The sequence below is a fragment of the Pseudomonas sp. GW821-FHT02C04 genome (assembly GCF_059421845.1).
Genome location: NZ_JBWKVT010000005.1, coordinates 443,472 through 462,597 on the forward strand (window position 1 = coordinate 443,472; position 19,126 = coordinate 462,597).

16 protein-coding genes are annotated in these 19,126 nt (G+C 59.0%); 3 read left to right on the forward strand and 13 right to left on the reverse strand.

Annotation, left to right across the window (positions count from 1 at the left end; genetic code table 11):
• Window positions 1–2: 2 nt before the first annotated feature.
• The 12 genes from nuoC to AC07VV_RS20725 form a co-directional block, all read right to left on the reverse strand.
• Entirely contained in the window at window positions 3–1,787 is a 1,785-nt protein-coding gene (gene nuoC, locus AC07VV_RS20670) for an NADH-quinone oxidoreductase subunit C/D (protein WP_016987416.1), read from the reverse strand.
• 70 nt (window positions 1,788–1,857) lie between these two features.
• Window positions 1,858–2,532: a NuoB/complex I 20 kDa subunit family protein gene (locus AC07VV_RS20675; RefSeq protein ID WP_003223809.1), complete on the reverse strand. Its 675-nt coding sequence runs from the start codon at window positions 2,530–2,532 to the stop codon at window positions 1,858–1,860.
• Between the two features lie 10 nt (window positions 2,533–2,542).
• Window positions 2,543–2,956 (reverse strand): NADH-quinone oxidoreductase subunit A, encoded by a 414-nt coding sequence (locus tag AC07VV_RS20680; RefSeq protein WP_003223812.1) that lies wholly within the window; start codon window positions 2,954–2,956, stop codon window positions 2,543–2,545.
• Window positions 2,957–3,502: 546 nt separating this feature from the next.
• On the reverse strand, window positions 3,503–4,828 hold the full coding sequence (aceA, locus tag AC07VV_RS20685) for an isocitrate lyase (protein ID WP_495037326.1): 1,326 nt from the start codon (window positions 4,826–4,828) through the stop codon (window positions 3,503–3,505).
• Between the two features lie 476 nt (window positions 4,829–5,304).
• Window positions 5,305–6,042 (reverse strand): secretin N-terminal domain-containing protein, encoded by a 738-nt coding sequence (locus tag AC07VV_RS20690; protein WP_273539986.1) that lies wholly within the window; start codon window positions 6,040–6,042, stop codon window positions 5,305–5,307.
• Between the two features lie 132 nt (window positions 6,043–6,174).
• A complete protein-coding gene (locus AC07VV_RS20695; RefSeq protein ID WP_085712389.1) occupies window positions 6,175–6,600 on the reverse strand; it encodes a GNAT family N-acetyltransferase in 426 nt (141 codons plus the stop codon).
• A complete protein-coding gene (locus AC07VV_RS20700) occupies window positions 6,593–7,765 on the reverse strand; it encodes a ribosomal protein uL16 3-hydroxylase (RefSeq protein WP_096822258.1) in 1,173 nt (390 codons plus the stop codon). Before AC07VV_RS20700 ends, AC07VV_RS20695 begins: the two co-directional genes overlap by 8 nt.
• A gap of 86 nt (window positions 7,766–7,851) precedes the next feature.
• Window positions 7,852–9,222, reverse strand: a complete 1,371-nt coding sequence (gene purB, locus AC07VV_RS20705; protein WP_495037327.1) for an adenylosuccinate lyase — start codon at window positions 9,220–9,222, stop codon at window positions 7,852–7,854.
• Window positions 9,223–9,348: 126 nt separating this feature from the next.
• Window positions 9,349–9,972, reverse strand: a complete 624-nt coding sequence (gene hflD, locus AC07VV_RS20710; RefSeq protein ID WP_096822257.1) for a high frequency lysogenization protein HflD — start codon at window positions 9,970–9,972, stop codon at window positions 9,349–9,351.
• Window positions 9,969–11,093 (reverse strand): tRNA 2-thiouridine(34) synthase MnmA, encoded by a 1,125-nt coding sequence (gene mnmA, locus AC07VV_RS20715; RefSeq protein WP_495037328.1) that lies wholly within the window; start codon window positions 11,091–11,093, stop codon window positions 9,969–9,971. The genes hflD and mnmA overlap by 4 nt, the downstream gene beginning before the upstream one ends.
• 59 nt (window positions 11,094–11,152) lie before the next feature.
• Window positions 11,153–11,599, reverse strand: coding sequence for an NUDIX hydrolase (locus AC07VV_RS20720; protein ID WP_495037329.1), 447 nt, complete (start codon window positions 11,597–11,599; stop codon window positions 11,153–11,155).
• A gap of 78 nt (window positions 11,600–11,677) precedes the next feature.
• Entirely contained in the window at window positions 11,678–13,903 is a 2,226-nt protein-coding gene (locus tag AC07VV_RS20725; protein WP_495037330.1) for an NADP-dependent isocitrate dehydrogenase, read from the reverse strand.
• Between the two features lie 481 nt (window positions 13,904–14,384).
• Between AC07VV_RS20725 and icd the strand changes: the two genes are divergently transcribed.
• Window positions 14,385–15,641: an NADP-dependent isocitrate dehydrogenase gene (gene icd / locus AC07VV_RS20730; RefSeq protein ID WP_003223831.1), complete on the forward strand. Its 1,257-nt coding sequence runs from the start codon at window positions 14,385–14,387 to the stop codon at window positions 15,639–15,641.
• Window positions 15,642–15,717: 76 nt separating this feature from the next.
• Here the strand turns inward: icd and AC07VV_RS20735 are convergent, their stop codons facing one another.
• Window positions 15,718–15,999, reverse strand: a complete 282-nt coding sequence (locus AC07VV_RS20735; RefSeq protein WP_495037331.1) for a cold shock domain-containing protein — start codon at window positions 15,997–15,999, stop codon at window positions 15,718–15,720.
• A gap of 224 nt (window positions 16,000–16,223) precedes the next feature.
• On the opposite strand from AC07VV_RS20735, the gene clpS reads away from it, so the two are divergent.
• Both clpS and clpA read left to right on the forward strand, forming a co-directional pair.
• Window positions 16,224–16,586: an ATP-dependent Clp protease adapter ClpS gene (gene clpS / locus AC07VV_RS20740; protein WP_015094394.1), complete on the forward strand. Its 363-nt coding sequence runs from the start codon at window positions 16,224–16,226 to the stop codon at window positions 16,584–16,586.
• Window positions 16,587–16,616: 30 nt separating this feature from the next.
• A complete protein-coding gene (gene clpA / locus AC07VV_RS20745; protein ID WP_085732141.1) occupies window positions 16,617–18,887 on the forward strand; it encodes an ATP-dependent Clp protease ATP-binding subunit ClpA in 2,271 nt (756 codons plus the stop codon).
• Window positions 18,888–19,126 lie beyond the last annotated feature (239 nt).

Genomic DNA, 19,126 nt, shown 5'->3' on the forward strand with positions numbered 1-19,126 from the left:
GCTTAGCGGTCCACGTCGGCCATAACGAAATCGATACTACCCAGGTACGCAATCATGTCCGCGACCATGCTGCCTTTGATCACCGAAGGGATCTGTTGCAGATGCGGGAAGCTTGGAGTGCGGATCCGGGTACGGTAGCTCATGGTGCCGCCGTCGCTCGTCAGGTAATAACTGTTGATGCCCTTGGTCGCTTCGATCATCTGGAAGGATTCGTTGGCCGGCATGACCGGGCCCCACGAAACCTGCAGGAAGTGCGTGATCAAGGTTTCGATGTGTTGCAGCGTGCGCTCTTTCGGCGGCGGCGTGGTCAGCGGGTGATCCGCCTTGTACGGGCCTTCCGGCATGTTGCGCATGCACTGGTCGATGATCTTGATGCTCTGGCGCATCTCTTCGACGCGAACCATGCAGCGGTCGTAGGCATCGCCGTTGGCGGCCAGCGGTACTTCGAACTCGAAGTTCTCGTAGCCGGAGTATGGACGCGCTTTACGCAGGTCGAAGTCGCAACCGGTGGAACGCAGGCCAGCACCGGTGACGCCCCATTCCAGGGCTTCTTTGGTGTTGTACTGGGCAACGCCGATGGTACGACCCTTGAGGATGCTGTTCTGCAGGGCAGCCTTGGTGTATTCGTCGAGGCGCTTTGGCAGCCATTCAACGAAGTCTTTCACCAGTTTTTCCCAGCCGCGCGGCAGGTCGTGGGCAACACCACCGATGCGGTACCAGGCCGGGTGCAGACGGAAACCGGTGATGGCTTCGATCACCGTGTACGCCTTCTGGCGGTCGGTGAAGGTGAAGAACACCGGAGTCATGGCGCCGACGTCCTGGATGTAGGTACCCAGGAACAGCAGGTGGCTGGTGATCCGGAAGAACTCGGCCATCATGATGCGGATGACGTCGACCTTCTCGGGCACCTTGATGCCGGCCAGCTTCTCGACCGAGAGCACGTACGGCAGGTTGTTCATCACGCCGCCGAGGTAGTCGATACGGTCGGTGTACGGAATGAAGCTGTGCCAGGACTGACGCTCGGCCATCTTCTCGGCGCCACGGTGGTGGTAACCGATGTCCGGAACGCAGTCGACGATCTCTTCGCCATCCAGCTGCAGGATGATGCGGAAGGCACCGTGAGCCGAAGGGTGGTTCGGACCCAGGTTGAGGAACATGTAGTCCTCGTTCGGGCCGGAACGCTTCATGCCCCAGTCTTCAGGACGGAAACGCGCGGCTTCTTCCTCAAGCTGTTGCTTGGCCAGGTTCAGGCTGTACGGATCGAATTCGGTGGCGCGCGCCGGGAAGTCCTTGCGCAGCGGGTGACCTTCCCAGGTCGGCGGCATCATGATGCGCGACAGGTGAGGGTGACCTTTGAAGTCGATACCGAACATGTCCCAGACTTCACGCTCGTACCAGTTGGCGTTCGGCCAGATGCTGGTGACGGTCGGCAAGCTGAGGTCGCTCTCGGACAAGGCGACCTTGATCATCACGTCACTATTACGTTCCAGCGACATGAGGTGATAGAACACGGTGAACTCGGCGTCGCTCGGCAGGCCTTGACGCTTGGTGCGCAGACGCTCGTCCACGCCGTGCAGGTCATAGAGCATGACGTACGGCTTGGGCAGGTTGCGCAGGAAGGTCAGGACTTCGACGAGTTTGGCACGCGCCACCCACAGCACCGGCATGCCGGTGCGGGTCGGCTGGGCGGTGAACGCCTCGGGGCCAAAACGATTGTTCAGTTCGACGACCACATCCTGGTCGTCTGCCTTATAAGGCGGGATGTACAGAGCACTGCCTGTAGTCATGGTTATTTTTTCGCTTTCGGTCAACGTAAAGAATGAAGCCAGCTTCTCGTTTCTTTGAAACAGATCTGGATCAGACTTCGTCAGGGCTGCGCAGGTTGGTGACTGCGATTCGCTGTTCGCGGCGCTGTTCCTTCTGCGAAGGCATGTCGGCGCGATAAACGCCTTGATCGCCAACGACCCAGGAAAGTGGGCGACGCTCCTGTCCAATGGATTCCTGCAACAGCATCAAGCCTTGTAGAAATGCTTCCGGACGGGGCGGGCAGCCAGGTACGTAGACGTCCACGGGCAGGAACTTGTCCACCCCTTGAACCACGGAGTAGATGTCGTACATGCCACCGGAGTTGGCGCACGAACCCATCGAGATCACCCATTTGGGCTCGAGCATCTGCTCGTACAGACGCTGAATGATCGGCGCCATCTTGATGAAGCACGTACCGGCGATAACCATGAAGTCGGCCTGACGCGGTGATGCCCGGATAACTTCGGCGCCGAAGCGCGCGATGTCGTGGGGCGCCGTGAAGGCCGTGGTCATTTCCACGTAGCAGCACGAAAGACCGAAGTTGTACGGCCACAGGGAGTTCTTACGTCCCCAGTTGACCGCGCCACTCAGCACGTCTTCCAGCTTGCCCATGAAAATGTTTTTGTGGACTTGATCTTCTAACGGATCGGAAACGGTTTCCCGTTCGCCAATCGGATACTGCTCGTTAGGAGCATCGGGGTCGATTCTGGTGAGATTGTATTGCATTGCCAAAGCCTCATTGTTTCAGCTTCGCCTGCCGCTTGCGACGAGCTTCCGGAGCCCAGTCAAGGGCGCCCACTCGGAACAGGTAGACAAGACCTGCCAACAGAATTGCTATGAAAACGAGAGCTTCGACGAATCCGGTCCAGCCGCTTTCGCGGACGGACACAGACCATGCAAAGAGAAAGAGGGCTTCGATATCGAAGATCACGAACAGCATCGCGACCAGATAGAATTTGGCTGAGAGCCGCAAGCGGGCGCCACCGGTAGGTAGCATGCCGGACTCGAACGGTTCGTTTTTGCTGCGGCCCCAGGCTTTTGACCCGAGGAGGCTGGAGACGCCGAGCATGAAGGCACACAGGCCGACTACACCCAGAAGGAAAATGGCAAAGCCCCAGTTGTGGGCCATGAGTCCTGTCGCTTCGGGCATGCTGGTAATCCTTAACAGAGAGCAAAGGTCTCTGAGCTTGATAAAGAAATAAGGCAGTGACGATATGTCGCAGCAATCAATCGCGCTGATTTTATGGCTAAACACCCTGCAAGTAAAATTCCTATAGCGAAATTATTTATTGGAATAAGGACATAGCGCACCTCGATGGCCCCGCAGCCCATGCGTTGCGGGCATTAGCCGGGATTTCGCGAATTATGTTTTGTAGGAAATGTAACGAACATAGTTGCCGCTAAATGATAATTAATATCGTTTGTGGTGGTTTTGTAACTGTTTAGCGATTGGGCAGTTGGGAAGTTGTCTTATATCCGCGTTACTGCAAGTAGCGGCGGCGCACGTTTTAACCGATTTTTGTGACGCGGATAGCGCTCTGGATCAATGTTTTGCCTGACAGATTGTGCCGACCCTGAGAGGTTCAGGAAGTCACAGGCAAAAAAAACGCCCCGAACCAGTCGGGGCGTCAGTTTTTCGGCAATGCGGTTAGCTTTCTACACGGTCCGCAAAGGCCGTTTACTCAGGCGAAGTCGATCAGTGGAACTGTTCTTCTTCAGTCGAGCCGGTCAGCGCGGTCACCGAGGACGAACCGCCCTGGATCACGGTTGTCATGTCGTCGAAGTAGCCAGTGCCCACTTCCTGCTGGTGAGCCACGAAGGTGTAACCCTTGGCGGCGTCAGCGAATTCCTGCTCTTGCAGCTTCACGTAGGCAGTCATGTCGTTGCGGGCGTAGTCGTGCGCCAGGTTGAACATGCTGTGCCACATGTTGTGAATGCCGGCCAGGGTGATGAACTGGTGCTTGTAACCCATGGCGGACAGTTCGCGCTGGAATTTGGCGATGGTCGCGTCGTCCAGGTTTTTCTTCCAGTTGAAGGAAGGCGAGCAGTTGTACGACAGCAGCTGGTCCGGGTATTCCTTCTTGATCGCTTCAGCGAAGCGACGGGCTTCGTCCAGATCCGGCTTGGCGGTTTCGCACCAGATCAGGTCGGCGTACGGCGCGTAAGCCAGGCCACGGGCGATTGCCTGGTCCAGGCCTGCACGAACCTTGTAGAAGCCTTCCTGAGTGCGGGTGCCGGTTACGAACGGTTGGTCGTACGGGTCGCAGTCGGACGTCAGCAGGTCGGCAGCGTTGGCGTCGGTACGGGCCAGGATGATGGTCGGTACGCCGGCAACGTCGGCAGCCAGACGAGCAGCGGTCAGCTTCTGCACGGCTTCCTGGGTTGGAACCAGAACCTTGCCGCCCATGTGGCCGCATTTCTTCACGGAAGCCAGTTGGTCTTCGAAGTGAACGCCGGCGGCGCCTGCTTCGATCATGCTCTTCATCAGCTCGTAGGCGTTCAGTACGCCGCCGAAACCGGCTTCAGCGTCAGCCACGATTGGCGCGAAGTAGTCGATGTAGCCTTCGTCGCCCGGGTTCTTGCCGGCTTTCCACTGGATCTGGTCGGCACGACGGAATGAGTTGTTGATGCGCTTGACCACGGTTGGAACCGAGTCCACCGGGTACAGCGACTGATCCGGGTACATCGATTCGGCGGAGTTGTTGTCCGCGGCGACTTGCCAGCCCGACAGGTAGATCGCCTGGATACCGGCTTTAACCTGCTGAACAGCCTGGCCGCCCGTCAGGGCGCCCATGCAGTTGACGAAATCTTTCTCTGGGCGGAAGGACGGCTTGGCACCCTGGGTAACCAGGTTCCACAGTTTTTCGGCGCCCATTTTTGCAAAGGTGTGCTCTGGTTGAACCGAGCCACGCAGACGGACGACGTCAGCAGCGGAGTAATTGCGAGTCACGCCTTTCCAGCGCGGGTTTTCAGCCCAGTCTTTTTCAAGGGCTGCAATTTGCTGTTCGCGTGTCAGTGCCATGGAGATAAACCTCGTCGCGTCTTTATGAAAAGTTGTTCTGCGGTGGAAAATTCCTTGCGCTCGCTGACCAGAAGCTTAGGTGGTCAGGTCGGGTTCGGCGGGGCAGGCGACGGGATGAACGATGGGCTCGAGGGGAAGTGAGCAGGTAAAGGCGAACTGGCGGGCGCATTCGGGCGTCGTGGGCCTTTATACGAACTACAGTGTAAAGCCGGGTTACCTAATTACGCTTCCGTCCCTCGGGACAACTTCGTTCCAGTCGGCAACCTCGTCAAACACACCTTGTGGGCGGTACAGACACGAAACGGCTCGCGAGGATGGGTGCGAGCATCGCTTCGAAGGCCCTTGCCAGGGCCTCTGATTAGCGGGAGCGAGGCCATCATGCCTTCGCTTTTTTGGCTCGTCAAACGTTTTGTAGTGCTTTTTTTAAAGCACTACATCTTTCGTCTAATACGACTAATCAGTCAGTTTTTGGTGCTTTAGTCCAACGTGTCGACTTTCACCCGCAACGTCATGTCATCCCGGCCTTGAGTCGAGTAGCTGCGGGCCAGGCCCTGTTTGTCGGCCTGAGTCTCGCGGTTCACGCCGGCGAGGGTGATCCACTCGCCCAGGCGTCCGGTGACGGTTGTGTCGGTGCTCTGCACGTTCACTACATCGGGACGTTCCTGGCTCATGCGGTCACGGTTGGTACTGATGGCCAGGTGAACGGTGTCGCCGGTGACGCTGGCGGTGACGTAGAAGCCCTGGGTGACGTTGCGATATTGGGTCTGGCTGCTGTAATCGCCGTAGGAATTGGTCTGGCTGCTGGTGATCGGCACGCTCTGGCCGACCTGGATCAGGGCGGGCGCGCCTTCGCTGGCCTGAATCTGCTGAATGCCGCCGTCGCGGCTGGACGTGCTGTAGTTGATGATCCTGGTTTGCTGGTCGCCAGTGTTCTGTTGGTTGTTTTCGTTGGTGTCGACGGTGATCAGCAGGCGTTTGGGCTCGGTATCCAGTTGGGTCAGCAGGGCCTTGAGCGCCTGAATCTTGTCCGGTTCGGCCTTGACGATCAGTTGGTTGCCATAGGCGCTGACCTGGCCGTCCTTGCCGATGAAGTCCTGGGCGACCGGCAGCATGTCGGCGCTGGTGTGGTACTTGAGGGGCACGATTTCTGTGGCTGCCAGCACCGAAAAACTGCAACCGAGCAGCAGGGTGGTGAGCAGGGTGCGTAGGGACATGTCCGTTATCTCCGCTTTCGAAAGGCTTGATATTGCCAGTTTGTCGGCCCGGGGTGGGGCAAGTTGAATCGTAGACAGCAAAACGCCCCGGCATCATGAGATGGCGGGGCGTTTTGAGGTGTGCATCAAGCGTTATGCCGAATGACGAACCATGTCGACATGCGGAATCCCGGCTTCCAGGAACTCCTCACTGACCAGGTTGAAACCCAGACGCTCGTAGAACGCCGTGGCCTGCACCTGCGCGCTAAGCATCTGTTGCTTCAGTCCACGAGCTTCGGCTTCGGCGATGACCGCTTGCATCAGCGCATCACCGACCTTCAGCCCGCGCCAGTCCTTGAGCACCGAAACCCGACCGATGTGCCCGTCGGGCAGCAGGCGGGCGGTGCCGATCGGAAAGTCGCCTTCGAAAGCCAGGAAATGCACCGCCGTGGCGTCATCGGCGTCCCACTCAAGCTCGGGCGGAACCGATTGTTCGGCAATGAACACCGTTTCGCGAATGCGGCGGATCTCGGCGTTGTCCTTTTGCCAGTCTGCAACACGTACGCGAATCTTATTCATCGTCGGCGAACCCCAGGCTCCCTTGCTTGACCAGTTCGCACAGCAGGCCGCGACCGTCTTCGTCGCTCAGCCAGTCACCGAGGTTGTCGGTGTGCAGGGCGTCAGCGGAGCAGATCAGCTTCAGCAGTTCGCGCAACTTGCCCGGCAGGTAACGGCTCTGGCCGCTGGCGAACAGCAGCAGATCGTCATCGACTTCCGACCATGCCAGGCGCGCGCTCGGGTTGCGGATCAGGATGGCGCCGTCTTCGAGCGCACTGAGGAAGTCTTCTTCTTCGACTTCTTCAGGGCCCACCACCAGCTCTGGATAGCGCGGCTCGGTCATGTACTGGCCGAACCAGGTCAGCAGCAGGCGTTCGTCGCTCATGTGCTCGGCGAGCAACGCTTTCAGGCGGCCGAGTGCATCGTGCTGGATCTGGTGTGGATCGCTGACCGGCTTCGCATCGGCGTCGGTGTAGCGCTCTTCGTCAGTCAGGAACTGGCTGAGGAAGTCGGTGAAGTGGGTCAGCACTTCAGCGGCGCTCGGTGCGCGGAAGCCGACCGAGTAGGTCATGCAGTCATCAACGGCAACGCCGCAGTGAGCCAGGCGCGGCGGCAGGTAGAGCATGTCGCCCGGTTCCAGGACCCACTCTTCGGTCTCGTGGAATTCGGCGAGGATGCGCAGGTCTGCGTGTTGCAGCAATGGGCTTTCGGAGTCGCACATCTGGCCGATTTTCCAGTTGCGCTTGCCGTGGCCTTGCAGCAGGAATACGTCGTAGTTGTCGAAGTGCGGGCCGACGCTGCCACCCGGGGCGGCGAAGCTGATCATCACGTCGTCGACGCGCCAGCTCGGCAGGAAACGGAAGTTTTCCAGCAGTTCGCTGACTTCCGGCACGAACTGATCGACGGCCTGCACCAGCAGGGTCCACTCGCGCTCCGGCAGTTTGCTGAATTCGTCTTCGGCGAACGGGCCGCGGCGCAGTTCCCAAGGGCGCTCGCCATGTTCGATCACCAGGCGCGATTCGACTTCTTCTTCCAGGGCCAGGCCGGCGAGTTCGTCGGCGTCGATCGGGCTTTCGAAATCAGGAATCGCCTGACGGATCAGCAGTGGTTTTTTCTGCCAGTAATCGCGCATGAACTCGCGCGCCGTGAGACCACCCAGAAGTTGAAGAGGAATATCGGGATTCATATGTAACCTATTGAAAAAAAGCATTTTTCAGACGGGAATAAAAACGCCCGGCGCGGCCGGGCGTCTCAAACGGGTCAAGCAGTCGATCAGATGCGTTTGGCTTGCGCTACAGCGTTGCCGATGTAGTTGGCCGGGGTCAGTTGCTTGAGCTCGGCTTTCGCAGCGGCCGGCATGTCCAGGCCATCGATGAAAGTCTGCAGCGCTTCAGGGCTGATGCCCTTGCCGCGTGTCAGTTCTTTCAGCTTCTCGTACGGGTTTTCGATGTTGTAGCGGCGCATCACGGTCTGGATCGGCTCGGCCAGAACTTCCCAGCACGCGTCCAGATCGGCAGCGATCTTGTCAGCGTTCAGCTCGAGCTTGCTGATGCCTTTGAGGCTCGCTTCGTACGCGATCACGCTGTGGGCGAAGCCGACACCGAGGTTACGCAGCACGGTGGAGTCGGTCAGGTCGCGCTGCCAGCGGGAGATTGGCAGTTTGCTCGCCAGGTGCTGGAACAGCGCGTTGGCGATGCCCAGGTTGCCTTCGGAGTTTTCGAAGTCGATCGGGTTGACCTTGTGCGGCATGGTCGACGAACCGATTTCGCCTGCGATGGTGCGCTGCTTGAAGTAACCCAGGGAGATGTAGCCCCAGATGTCACGGTCGAAGTCGATCAGAATGGTGTTGAAGCGCGCAATGGCGTCGAACAGCTCGGCGATGTAGTCGTGCGGCTCGATTTGCGTGGTGTACGGGTTGAAGCCCAGACCCAGTTCGTCTTCGATGAAGGCGCGGGCGTTGGCTTCCCAGTCGATCTGTGGGTAGGCCGACAGGTGAGCGTTGTAGTTGCCGACAGCGCCGTTGATCTTGCCCAGCAGCGGAACGGCAGCGACCTGAGCGATCTGGCGCTCAAGACGGTAAACCACGTTCGCCAGCTCTTTACCCAGCGTGGTCGGCGAAGCCGGCTGACCGTGGGTGCGCGACAGCATAGGCACGTCGGCGAAACGGATCGCCAGTTCGCGGATGGCTTCGGCGGTCTGGCGCATCAGCGGCAGCATCACATCATCACGGCCTTCGCGCAGCATCAGGGCGTGGGACAGGTTGTTGATGTCCTCGCTGGTGCAGGCAAAGTGGATGAATTCGCTGACCTTGGCCAGTTCCGGCAACTTGGCCGCCTGCTCCTTGAGCAGGTATTCGATCGCTTTTACGTCGTGGTTGGTGGTGCGCTCGATCTCTTTCACGCGCTCGGCGTGCTCCAGCGAGAAGTTCTCGGCCAGTTCATTCAGAACGGCGTTGGCTTCGGCGGAGAAGACTGGCACTTCCGGGATACCGGCGTGAGCGGCCAGGCGCTGGAGCCAGCGCACTTCAACCAGAACGCGGGCACGGATCAGGCCGTACTCGCTGAAAATTGGGCGCAGGGCCTGGGTTTTGCCGGCGTAGCGGCCGTCAACAGGGGAAACCGCAGTGAGCGAAGAGAGCTGCATGGGGTGTTCTCGGACAGTCGGGCAACGAAATGGGGCGCGTATCATACATGAAAAAATCCGCCGGTCCGTCGCCAACTGACCGGCGTATTACGCGTTACTGACTCAAAACGGTGTTGCGGGCGCGGTTCAGCTGCTGCGCATCAGCGGGTAAAGCTCTTTGAGCAACTTGCGACGACTGATCACCAACTGCCAGCGATGGCCGCCCAACTGGCGCCACAGACGTGCCGAACGGATACCAGCGAGCAACAAGGCGCGAATCTTCGAGGCGTTGCTCGGCTGCTGCAGGTTGCGCATGTCGCCGTGCACCTGGATGCGCTGGCGCAACGTGCTCAGGGTGTCCTGGTACAACGCGCCGCACGCGGCGATCACGTTTTCGTGGGCCGGGCCGAAGTGCTCGACCTGCGACTGGATCTGCGGCAGACGCTTGCCGATCACGTCGAGCATGTCGTTGCGCTTGGCCAGTTGTCGCTCAAGGCCGAGCATCGACAAAGCGTAGCGCAACGGCTCGCGCTGCAAGGTGCTCGGGTCGCGTTCGAGGGCGCCGATCAGTGCGCGGTAACCGTCGCGCAGGTTGATGTCGTCGCCGCCGTACACGTCCAGCGTATCCTTCGGGTCGCGGACCAGCAGGCTGCCGAGCATGCAGCTCAGGCCGGCCTCGTTGGTCTGGCCGGTCTTGGCGATCCGGTCGACCAGCACGGCGGCGAGAAACACGCCGCCCAGAGCCGTCAGTTGCTCCTGAGTCGGGCTCATGCCTGGCCGCTCCACGGCTCGGCGACTTCGATCACGCCGCCACCGAGGCAGATTTCTCCGTCATAGAACACCACCGACTGGCCCGGCGTGACCGCGCGTTGCGGCTCGTCGAACACGGCGCGGTAGCCGGATTCAGTTTTTTCCAGCGTGCAGGCCTGATCGCTCTGGCGATAACGAACCTTGGCGGTCAGGCGCAGCGGCTGGCTCAAATCGATCGGGTTGACCCAATAGATTTCCGAAGCGAGCAGGGCGCTGGAGAACAGCCACGGATGGTTGTTGCCCTGGCCAACGATCAACTCGTTGGTGTCCAGATCCTTGCGCAGCACGTACCACGGTTCGTCGCCGGCGTCTTTCAAGCCGCCGATGCCCAAGCCCTGACGCTGGCCGATGGTGTGGTACATCAAGCCATGGTGACGGCCGATGACTTCGCCTTCGGTGGTCTTGATCTCGCCCGGTTGCGCCGGCAGGTATTGCTTGAGGAAGTCGCTGAAACGACGCTCACCGATGAAGCAGATCCCGGTGGAATCCTTCTTCTTGGCGGTCGCCAGTTCGTATTTCTCGGCGATTGCACGGACTTCCGGTTTTTCCAGCTCGCCGACCGGGAACAGGGTCTTGGCGATCTGTTCGCCGCCGACGGCGTGCAGGAAGTAGCTCTGATCCTTGTTCGGGTCCAGGCCCTTGAGCAGTTCGGTGCGGCCATCGATGTCGCGGCGGCGCACATAGTGGCCGGTGGCAATCAGGTCGGCGCCGAGCATCATGGCGTAGTCGAGGAACGCCTTGAACTTGATCTCGCGGTTGCACAGGATGTCCGGGTTCGGCGTGCGTCCGGCCTTGTATTCGGCCAGGAAATGCTCGAACACGTTGTCCCAGTACTCGGCGGCGAAGTTGGCGGTGTGCAGCTTGATACCGATCTTGTCGCACACGGCCTGAGCATCCGCCAGGTCGTCCATGGCGGTGCAGTATTCCGTTCCGTCGTCTTCTTCCCAGTTCTTCATGAACAGGCCTTCCACCTCATAACCCTGCTCGATCAGCAGGAGAGCGGAAACGGAAGAGTCCACGCCGCCGGACATGCCGACAATGACGCGCTTCTTGGATGTGTCAGAAGGGGCTGGATCACGCATAGGGATTCAATGAGTGTCTTGAAAAAGGACGCGATTCTATCAGGCTCACGGCCTCAAGGCTAAAGGGAAGGGCGGATCAGTTCGAGGCCGAAGCGATTGCCGGCCAGATAATCATCGATGCAGCGGAGAATCAGCTCGCTGCGCCAGTGATCGCGCTGGGCCAATAATTCGTCGCGGGTCAGCCACTTGGCGCCGACGATACCGTCGTCCAGCTGATAATCCGGGTGGTGTTTCACGGCTTTGGCGCTGAAGCACACGCGCTGGTAAGTCACGCCGTTGCTGGGTGCGGTGTACAGATAAATGCCGATCACGCTGGTGGGTTCGACGTCCCAGCCGGTTTCTTCGAGGGTTTCGCGCACGGCGGCTTCGATCAGGGTTTCGTCCGGGTCCAGATGGCCGGCGGGCTGATTGAGCACGTTACGGCCAGCCTTGTGTTCCTCGACCATCAGAAAACGACCGTTGTCCTCGACGATGGTGGCGACGGTGATGTGGGGGAGCCATTGCATGAATTGAATCTCCTGGGCGGAAGGCAGAAACACAAACCCCGGCGCATGGCCGGGGTTTGTGATGTTCCCTTTACAACCTTATACCAGCGCAGCGATGGCCGCGTTGAGGGTTGCGCTTGGGCGCATGGCCTTGCTGATCAGCTCGGCATTGGCGTGGTAGTAACCGCCGATGTCCACTGGCTTGCCTTGAACGGCGTTGAGTTCGGCAACGATGGTCGCCTCGTTCTCGGTCAGGGTCTTGGCCAGGGTCGCGAACTGCGCTTGCAGTGCAGCGTCATCGGTCTGGGCGGCCAGGGCTTGTGCCCAGTACATTGCCAGGTAGAAGTGGCTGCCGCGGTTGTCGATGTTGCCGACTTTGCGCGATGGCGACTTGTTGTTGTCCAGGAACTGGCCAGTGGCCTGGTCCAGGGTCTTGGACAGAACCAGCGCTTTCGGGTTGTTGTAGTTCACACCCAGGTGCTCGAGAGAAGCGGCCAGGGCCAGGAATTCACCCAGCGAATCCCAGCGCAGGAAGTTCTCTTCGACCAGTTGCTGCACGTGCTTCGGAGCCGAACCGCCGGCGCCGGTTTCGAACAGGCCACCGCCGTTCATCAGCGGCACGATCGACAGCATCTTGGCGCTGGTGCCCAGTTCCATGATCGGGAACAGGTCGGTCAGGTAGTCGCGCAGTACGTTGCCGGTCACCGAAATGGTGTCCTTGCCGTCGCGGGTGCGCTGCAGGGTGTACTTCATTGCGTCGACCGGTGCCATGATCTGGATGTCCAGACCGGCGGTGTCGTGATTCTTCAGGTAAGCCTGAACCTTCTCGATCACCACGCCATCGTGGGCGCGCATCGGGTCCAGCCAGAAAATGGCTGGGGTTGCGCTTGCGCGAGCACGGTTGACGGCCAGTTTGACCCAGTCCTGGATCGGCGCGTCTTTGGTCTGGCACATGCGGAAGATGTCGCCGGCTTCAACAGCCTGTTCCATCAGCAGGGTGCCTTTGCTGTCGGTCACGCGAACCACGCCATCGGCCTTGATCTGGAAGGTCTTGTCGTGGGAGCCGTACTCTTCAGCCTTTTTAGCCATCAGGCCAACGTTTGGCACGCTGCCCATGGTGGTTGGATCGAAAGCGCCATTGGCTTTGCAATCTTCGATCACGGCCTGGTAGATGGTGGCGTAGCAACGATCCGGGATCACAGCCTTGGTGTCGTGCAGCTGGCCGTCGGTGCCCCACATCTTGCCGGAGTCACGGATCATGGCCGGCATCGAGGCGTCGACGATAACGTCGCTCGGCACGTGCAGGTTGGTGATGCCTTTGTCGGAGTTGACCATCGCCAGCGACGGACGAACGGCGTAGACCGCTTGAATGTCAGCTTCGATCTGAGCTTGTTGCTCGGCCGGCAGCGCTTTGATGCGGGCGTACAGGTCGCCGATGCCGTTGTTCAGGTTGAAGCCGATCTCGGCCAGCACGTCGGCGTGCTTGGTCAGGGCGTCTTTGTAGAACTCGGCAACGATCTGGCCGAACATGATCGGGTCGGAGACCTTCATCATGGTGGCTTTCAGGTGAACCGACAGCAGCACGCCTTGTTGCTTGGCGCTGTCGATTTCAGCGGCGATGAACGCGCGCAGGGCCTTTTTGCTCATTACGGAGCAGTCGAGGATCTCGCCCGCCTGAACGGTGGTTTTTTCTTTCAGGACGGTCGCGGTGCCGTCTTTGGCGATCAATTCGATCTTCACGGCGTCAGCGGCGTCGATCAGGGCAGCTTTTTCGCTGCCGTAGAAATCGCCGGTGCTCATGTGAGCGACGTGGGACTTGGAGTCTTTGGCCCAGGCGCCCATTTTGTGCGGGTGCTTGCGAGCGTAGTTCTTGACCGACAGCGGAGCGCGACGGTCGGAGTTGCCTTCACGCAGAACCGGGTTCACGGCGCTGCCCTTGACCTTGTCGTAACGCGCCTTGGTGTCTTTGTCGGCGTCGCTGGTCACGGTTTCCGGGTAGTCCGGCAGGTTGTAGCCCTGGGCTTGCAGCTCTTTGATCGCGGCTTGCAGTTGCGGAGCCGAGGCGCTGATGTTCGGCAGCTTGATGATGTTGGCTTCAGGCGTAACGGCCAGGTCGCCCAGTTCGGCGAGGTGGTCGGCTACGGCTTTGTCGCCCAGTTGCTCGGGGAAGCTGGCCAGAATACGTGCTGCAAGAGAGATATCGCGGGTTTCCACGGCGATATCGGCCGAGGCGGTGTAGGCCTCGATGATCGGCAGCAGGGAATAGGTGGCGAGGGCTGGAGCTTCGTCGGTGAAGGTATAGATGATCTTCGAGCGGGTGGGCATATTCGGATTAACTCTCTCTTCTTTGCTAAAGCGTGCGCAGAAACTCGAGGGGCGCCGGGTAAGCGCGTTCGTTCAAAGTCATCCATGAACCGAATGTCGAGATTCTTCGCGGTGATGTTGGGTGCATCAGTAGAGCGTCAAGCAGTCGGACTGCGGTAACAGTTCAACCAATCAGGCGGAAAGTCTCGTGCTAGAGAGGCCAGCCGTCGTGACCCTTTGGTCAGCGGGCGGCATTATACATAGGTAGCTGGCAATCTGCCGATGGTTCATATGCAACGATTCTCGTCCATTGGTCTAAAGGTCGCAGGCCGGGGTGGGGCGTAGAGTCGCCGTGAATGCTTGAGATTGGCGCTTTTCCCTTTGCTTTCAGGCTTGTACGAAACGAGATATGGCCGCGCCCGGAACAGAGGGTTTGCGTGTTGATTCAACTGGGTTACGCTCGAACCAAGCCAGATGTTCAATCCAAACAATGGAGTTCAGCATGGGTTACAAGAAGATTCAGGTTCCAGCCGTCGGCGACAAAATCACCGTCAACGCAGACCATTCTCTCAATGTCCCTGATAACCCGATCATTCCCTTCATCGAAGGTGACGGCATTGGCGTCGACGTCAGCCCTGTGATGATCAAAGTGGTTGATGCTGCCGTGGCCAAGGCCTACGGGGGCAAGCGCAAGATTTCCTGGATGGAGGTTTATGCTGGCGAAAAAGCAACTCAAGTCTATGACCAGGACACCTGGCTGCCCCAGGAAACCCTGGACGCCGTCAAGGACTACGTCGTTTCCATCAAAGGCCCGCTGACCACCCCGGTCGGTGGCGGCATTCGCTCGCTCAACGTTGCCCTGCGTCAGCAGCTCGATCTCTATGTCTGCCTGCGCCCTGTGGTGTGGTTTGAAGGCGTACCGAGCCCGGTGAAAAAGCCAGGCGACGTCGACATGGTGATCTTTCGCGAGAACTCCGAAGACATCTATGCCGGTATCGAATGGAAGGCCGGCTCTCCTGAAGCCACCAAGGTCATCAAGTTCCTGAAAGAAGAAATGGGCGTCACCAAGATCCGTTTCGACCAGGATTGCGGCATCGGCATCAAGCCGGTTTCGAAAGAAGGCACCAAGCGTCTGGTGCGCAAGGCCCTGCAATACGTAGTGGACAACGACCGCAAGTCGCTGACCATCGTGCACAAGGGCAACATCATGAAATTCACCGAAGGTGCCTTCAAGGACTGGGGCTACGAGGTGGCGAAGGAAGAATTCGGCGCCGAGCTGCTCGATGGCGGCCCGTGGATGAAATTCAAGAACCCGAAAACCGGCCGTGAAGTCATCGTCAAGGATGCCATCGCCGACGCCATGCTCCAGCAGATCCTGCTGCGTCCGGCCGAATACGATGTGATCGCCACCCTCAACCTCAACGGTGACTACCTGTCCGACGCCCTGGCGGCGGAAGTGGGCGGTATCGGTATCGCGCCGGGTGCCAACCTGTCCGACACCGTGGCCATGTTCGAGGCGACCCACGGTACCGCGCCGAAATATGCCGGCAAGGACCAGGTCAACCCGGGTTCGGTGATTCTGTCGGCAGAGATGATGTTGCGCCACCTGGGCTGGACCGAGGCGGCTGACCTGATCATCAAGGGCACCAATGGCGCGATCAAGGCCAAGACCGTGACCTACGACTTCGAACGTCTGATGGAAGGCGCCACGCTGGTGTCTTCTTCGGGCTTCGGTGAGGCGATCATCAAACACATGTAAGAAAGACCGCTGCAACGAAACCGCCCGGCTCGAGTGATCGAGTCGGGCGGTTTTTTCTGGCAGGTGTTTTTTCGCGTCAGCTGGTTACTGTTTGGTGCGCGGCGGCGGCCGAGGCGGCATCTGTCGCGATCGCGGCAGCAGTAATGTTGACTGCGTGCAGGCCTTTCGGGCCTTGCACAATGGTGAATTTAACCAATTGCCCAGCCTTGAGGGTTTTGTACCCGTCCATTTCAATGGCGGAGTAGTGGGCAAAGAAATCGATCAGGTGACCGTCTTCATCCTTCCCTTCGTGGGTCTCGGTGTTTATGAAGCCGAACCCTTTGGCATTGTTGAACCATTTCACCTTGCCGACAGCCATGCTCAAATCCCTCTGCAACAGTCTCCATCGCTGGAGTATCATCCAATTCATCCGCAGTCGAATCCGTTAAAAAGATTGACTCCGCGGATCTTTTTTACCCACTGTGGGTTCTATTGGTTGTAACACCGTTTTCCCGATAGTCAAGGTGACCGGGCAGTCGGAGTTGAAAACGTGTCAAGCCGCCCCCACCACTGTATTTGCACAACTGACGAACCTTTCTTTCCATGCATGCAATCAGCCAGATTCGACTAACATTCAATCAGGATCGCCCTGATTTACACGACGACGATTCAGCGGGTATTGCTGTTCAGGAAGCAAAGCCTGCGTTACAGGCGCCGCCGATGTACAAGGTGGTTTTGTTTAATGATGACTACACACCGATGGATTTCGTCGTCGAAGTGCTCGAGGTGTTTTTTAACCTGAATCGCGAGCTGGCGACCAAGGTCATGCTGGCCGTCCATACAGAAGGGCGGGCAGTATGTGGAGTGTTTACCCGCGACATCGCCGAGACAAAGGCCATGCAGGTCAACCAGTACGCCAGGGAAAGCCAGCATCCGCTACTCTGTGAAATCGAGAAGGACGGTTAATCGCCGACCACTTGGGTATGAGGTGAAGCTATGTTAAACCGCGAGCTCGAAGTCACCCTCAATCTTGCCTTCAAGGAGGCACGTTCGAAGCGTCATGAGTTCATGACCGTCGAACACCTGCTGCTGGCCCTATTGGACAATGAGGCTGCCGCCACCGTATTGCGTGCCTGCGGCGCAAACCTCGACAAACTCAAGCACGACCTGCAGGAGTTCATCGACTCCACCACGCCGCTGATCCCCGTCCATGACGAAGATCGCGAAACCCAGCCAACCCTGGGCTTCCAGCGTGTGCTGCAACGTGCTGTCTTTCATGTGCAGAGCTCGGGCAAACGCGAAGTGACTGGCGCCAACGTGCTGGTTGCAATCTTCAGTGAGCAAGAGAGTCAGGCGGTGTTCCTGCTGAAACAGCAGAGCGTTGCACGCATTGATGTCGTCAACTATATCGCCCATGGCATTTCCAAGGTGCCGGGGCATGGCGATCACTCTGAAGGTGAACAAGATATGCAGGACGACGAGGGCGGTGAGTCTTCTTCTTCAGGCAATCCGCTGGATGCTTATGCCAGCAACCTCAACGAACTCGCACGCCAGGGCCGGATCGATCCGCTGGTCGGGCGTGAAACGGAAGTCGAGCGTGTCGCGCAGATTCTCGCGCGCCGCCGCAAGAACAATCCGCTGCTGGTGGGCGAGGCGGGCGTGGGTAAAACCGCGATTGCCGAAGGCCTGGCCAAGCGCATTGTCGACAACCAGGTGCCGGACCTGCTGGCCAACAGCGTCGTTTACTCCCTTGATCTGGGCGCCTTGCTCGCAGGCACCAAGTATCGCGGTGATTTCGAGAAGCGCTTCAAGGCGTTGCTCAACGAACTGAAAAAACGTCCGCAGGCGATCCTGTTCATCGACGAGATCCACACCATTATCGGTGCGGGTGCCGCGTCGGGTGGCGTCATGGATGCCTCGAACCTGCTCAAGCCGCTGCTGTCGTCTGGCGACATTCGCTGCATCGGCTCGACCACGTTCCAGGAATTCCGTGGCATCTTCGAGAAAGACCGTGCCCTGGCACGTCGCTTCCAGAAGGTCGATGTGGTCGAGCCGTCGGTGGAAGACACCATCGGTATCCTGCGCGGTCTGAAAGGACGCTTCGAGCAGCACCACAACATCGAATACAGCGATGAGTCGTTGCGCGCCGCTGCAGAACTGGCTTCGCGCTACATCAATGACCGGCATATGCCGGACAAGGCCATCGATGTGATCGACGAGGCGGGCGCCTATCAGCGTCTGCAACCGGTCGAGAAACGTGTGAAACGCATCGAAGTGCCGCAGGTCGAGGACATCGTGGCGAAGATCGCGCGGATTCCGCCGAAGCACGTCACCAGTTCCGACAAGGAACTGCTGCGTAACCTCGAGCGCGACCTGAAGCTGACGGTGTTTGGTCAGGACGCGGCGATCGATTCACTGTCGACTGCGATCAAACTGTCCCGTGCAGGCCTCAAGTCGCCGGATAAGCCGGTCGGTTCGTTCCTGTTCGCCGGACCTACCGGTGTCGGTAAAACCGAGGCTGCGCGCCAATTGGCCAAGGCATTGGGGATCGAACTGGTTCGCTTCGACATGTCCGAGTACATGGAGCGTCATACCGTATCGCGTTTGATCGGTGCGCCTCCGGGTTATGTCGGTTTCGACCAGGGCGGTCTGTTGACCGAAGCGATCACCAAGCAGCCGCACTGCGTATTGCTGCTCGACGAAATCGAGAAGGCGCATCCGGAAGTCTTCAACCTGCTGCTGCAGGTGATGGACCACGGCACGCTGACCGACAACAACGGGCGCAAGGCGGACTTCCGCAACGTGATCGTGATCATGACCACCAACGCCGGTGCTGAAACAGCGGCGCGTGCTTCGATCGGTTTCACCCATCAGGATCATTCGTCCGATGCGATGGAAGTGATCAAGAAGAGCTTCACGCCGGAGTTCCGCAACCGTCTGGATACCATCATTCAGTTTGGTCGCCTCAGTCACGAGGTCATCAAAAGCGTGGTGGACAAGTTCCTTACCGAACTTCAGGCGCAGCTGGAAGACAAGCGTGTGCTTCTGGAGGTTACCGACGCGGCGCGTAGTTGGCTGGCGGCCGGTGGTTACGATTCGGCAATGGGCGCTCGTCCGATGGCGCGTCTGATCCAGGACAAGATCAAGCGTCCGCTGGCGGAGGAGATTCTGTTTGGCGAACTGGCCGAGCATGGCGGTGTGGTTCACATCGACATCAAGGATGGTGAGCTGACGTTTGACTTCGAGACCACCGCAGAAATGGCTTGATGGCTGGTAAGTGAAAAGGCGCCTTCGGGCGCCTTTTTATTGTCCGTTTGTTTGGTGTGAATATCCGTTGCTGCGGTAACGGCTTCTTGGGGTTCCGCCCTTACGGCGGGTCACCTTTTCCAAACGCCGAAAAGGTAACCCAAAAGGCTTTACCCTGACGTTCGGCCCTCGCTGTGGCTCGGGTTCCTTCGCTCCGGGATCGATCCGGGGGCATCGCCTACGGTTTGCTTCGCTGCACC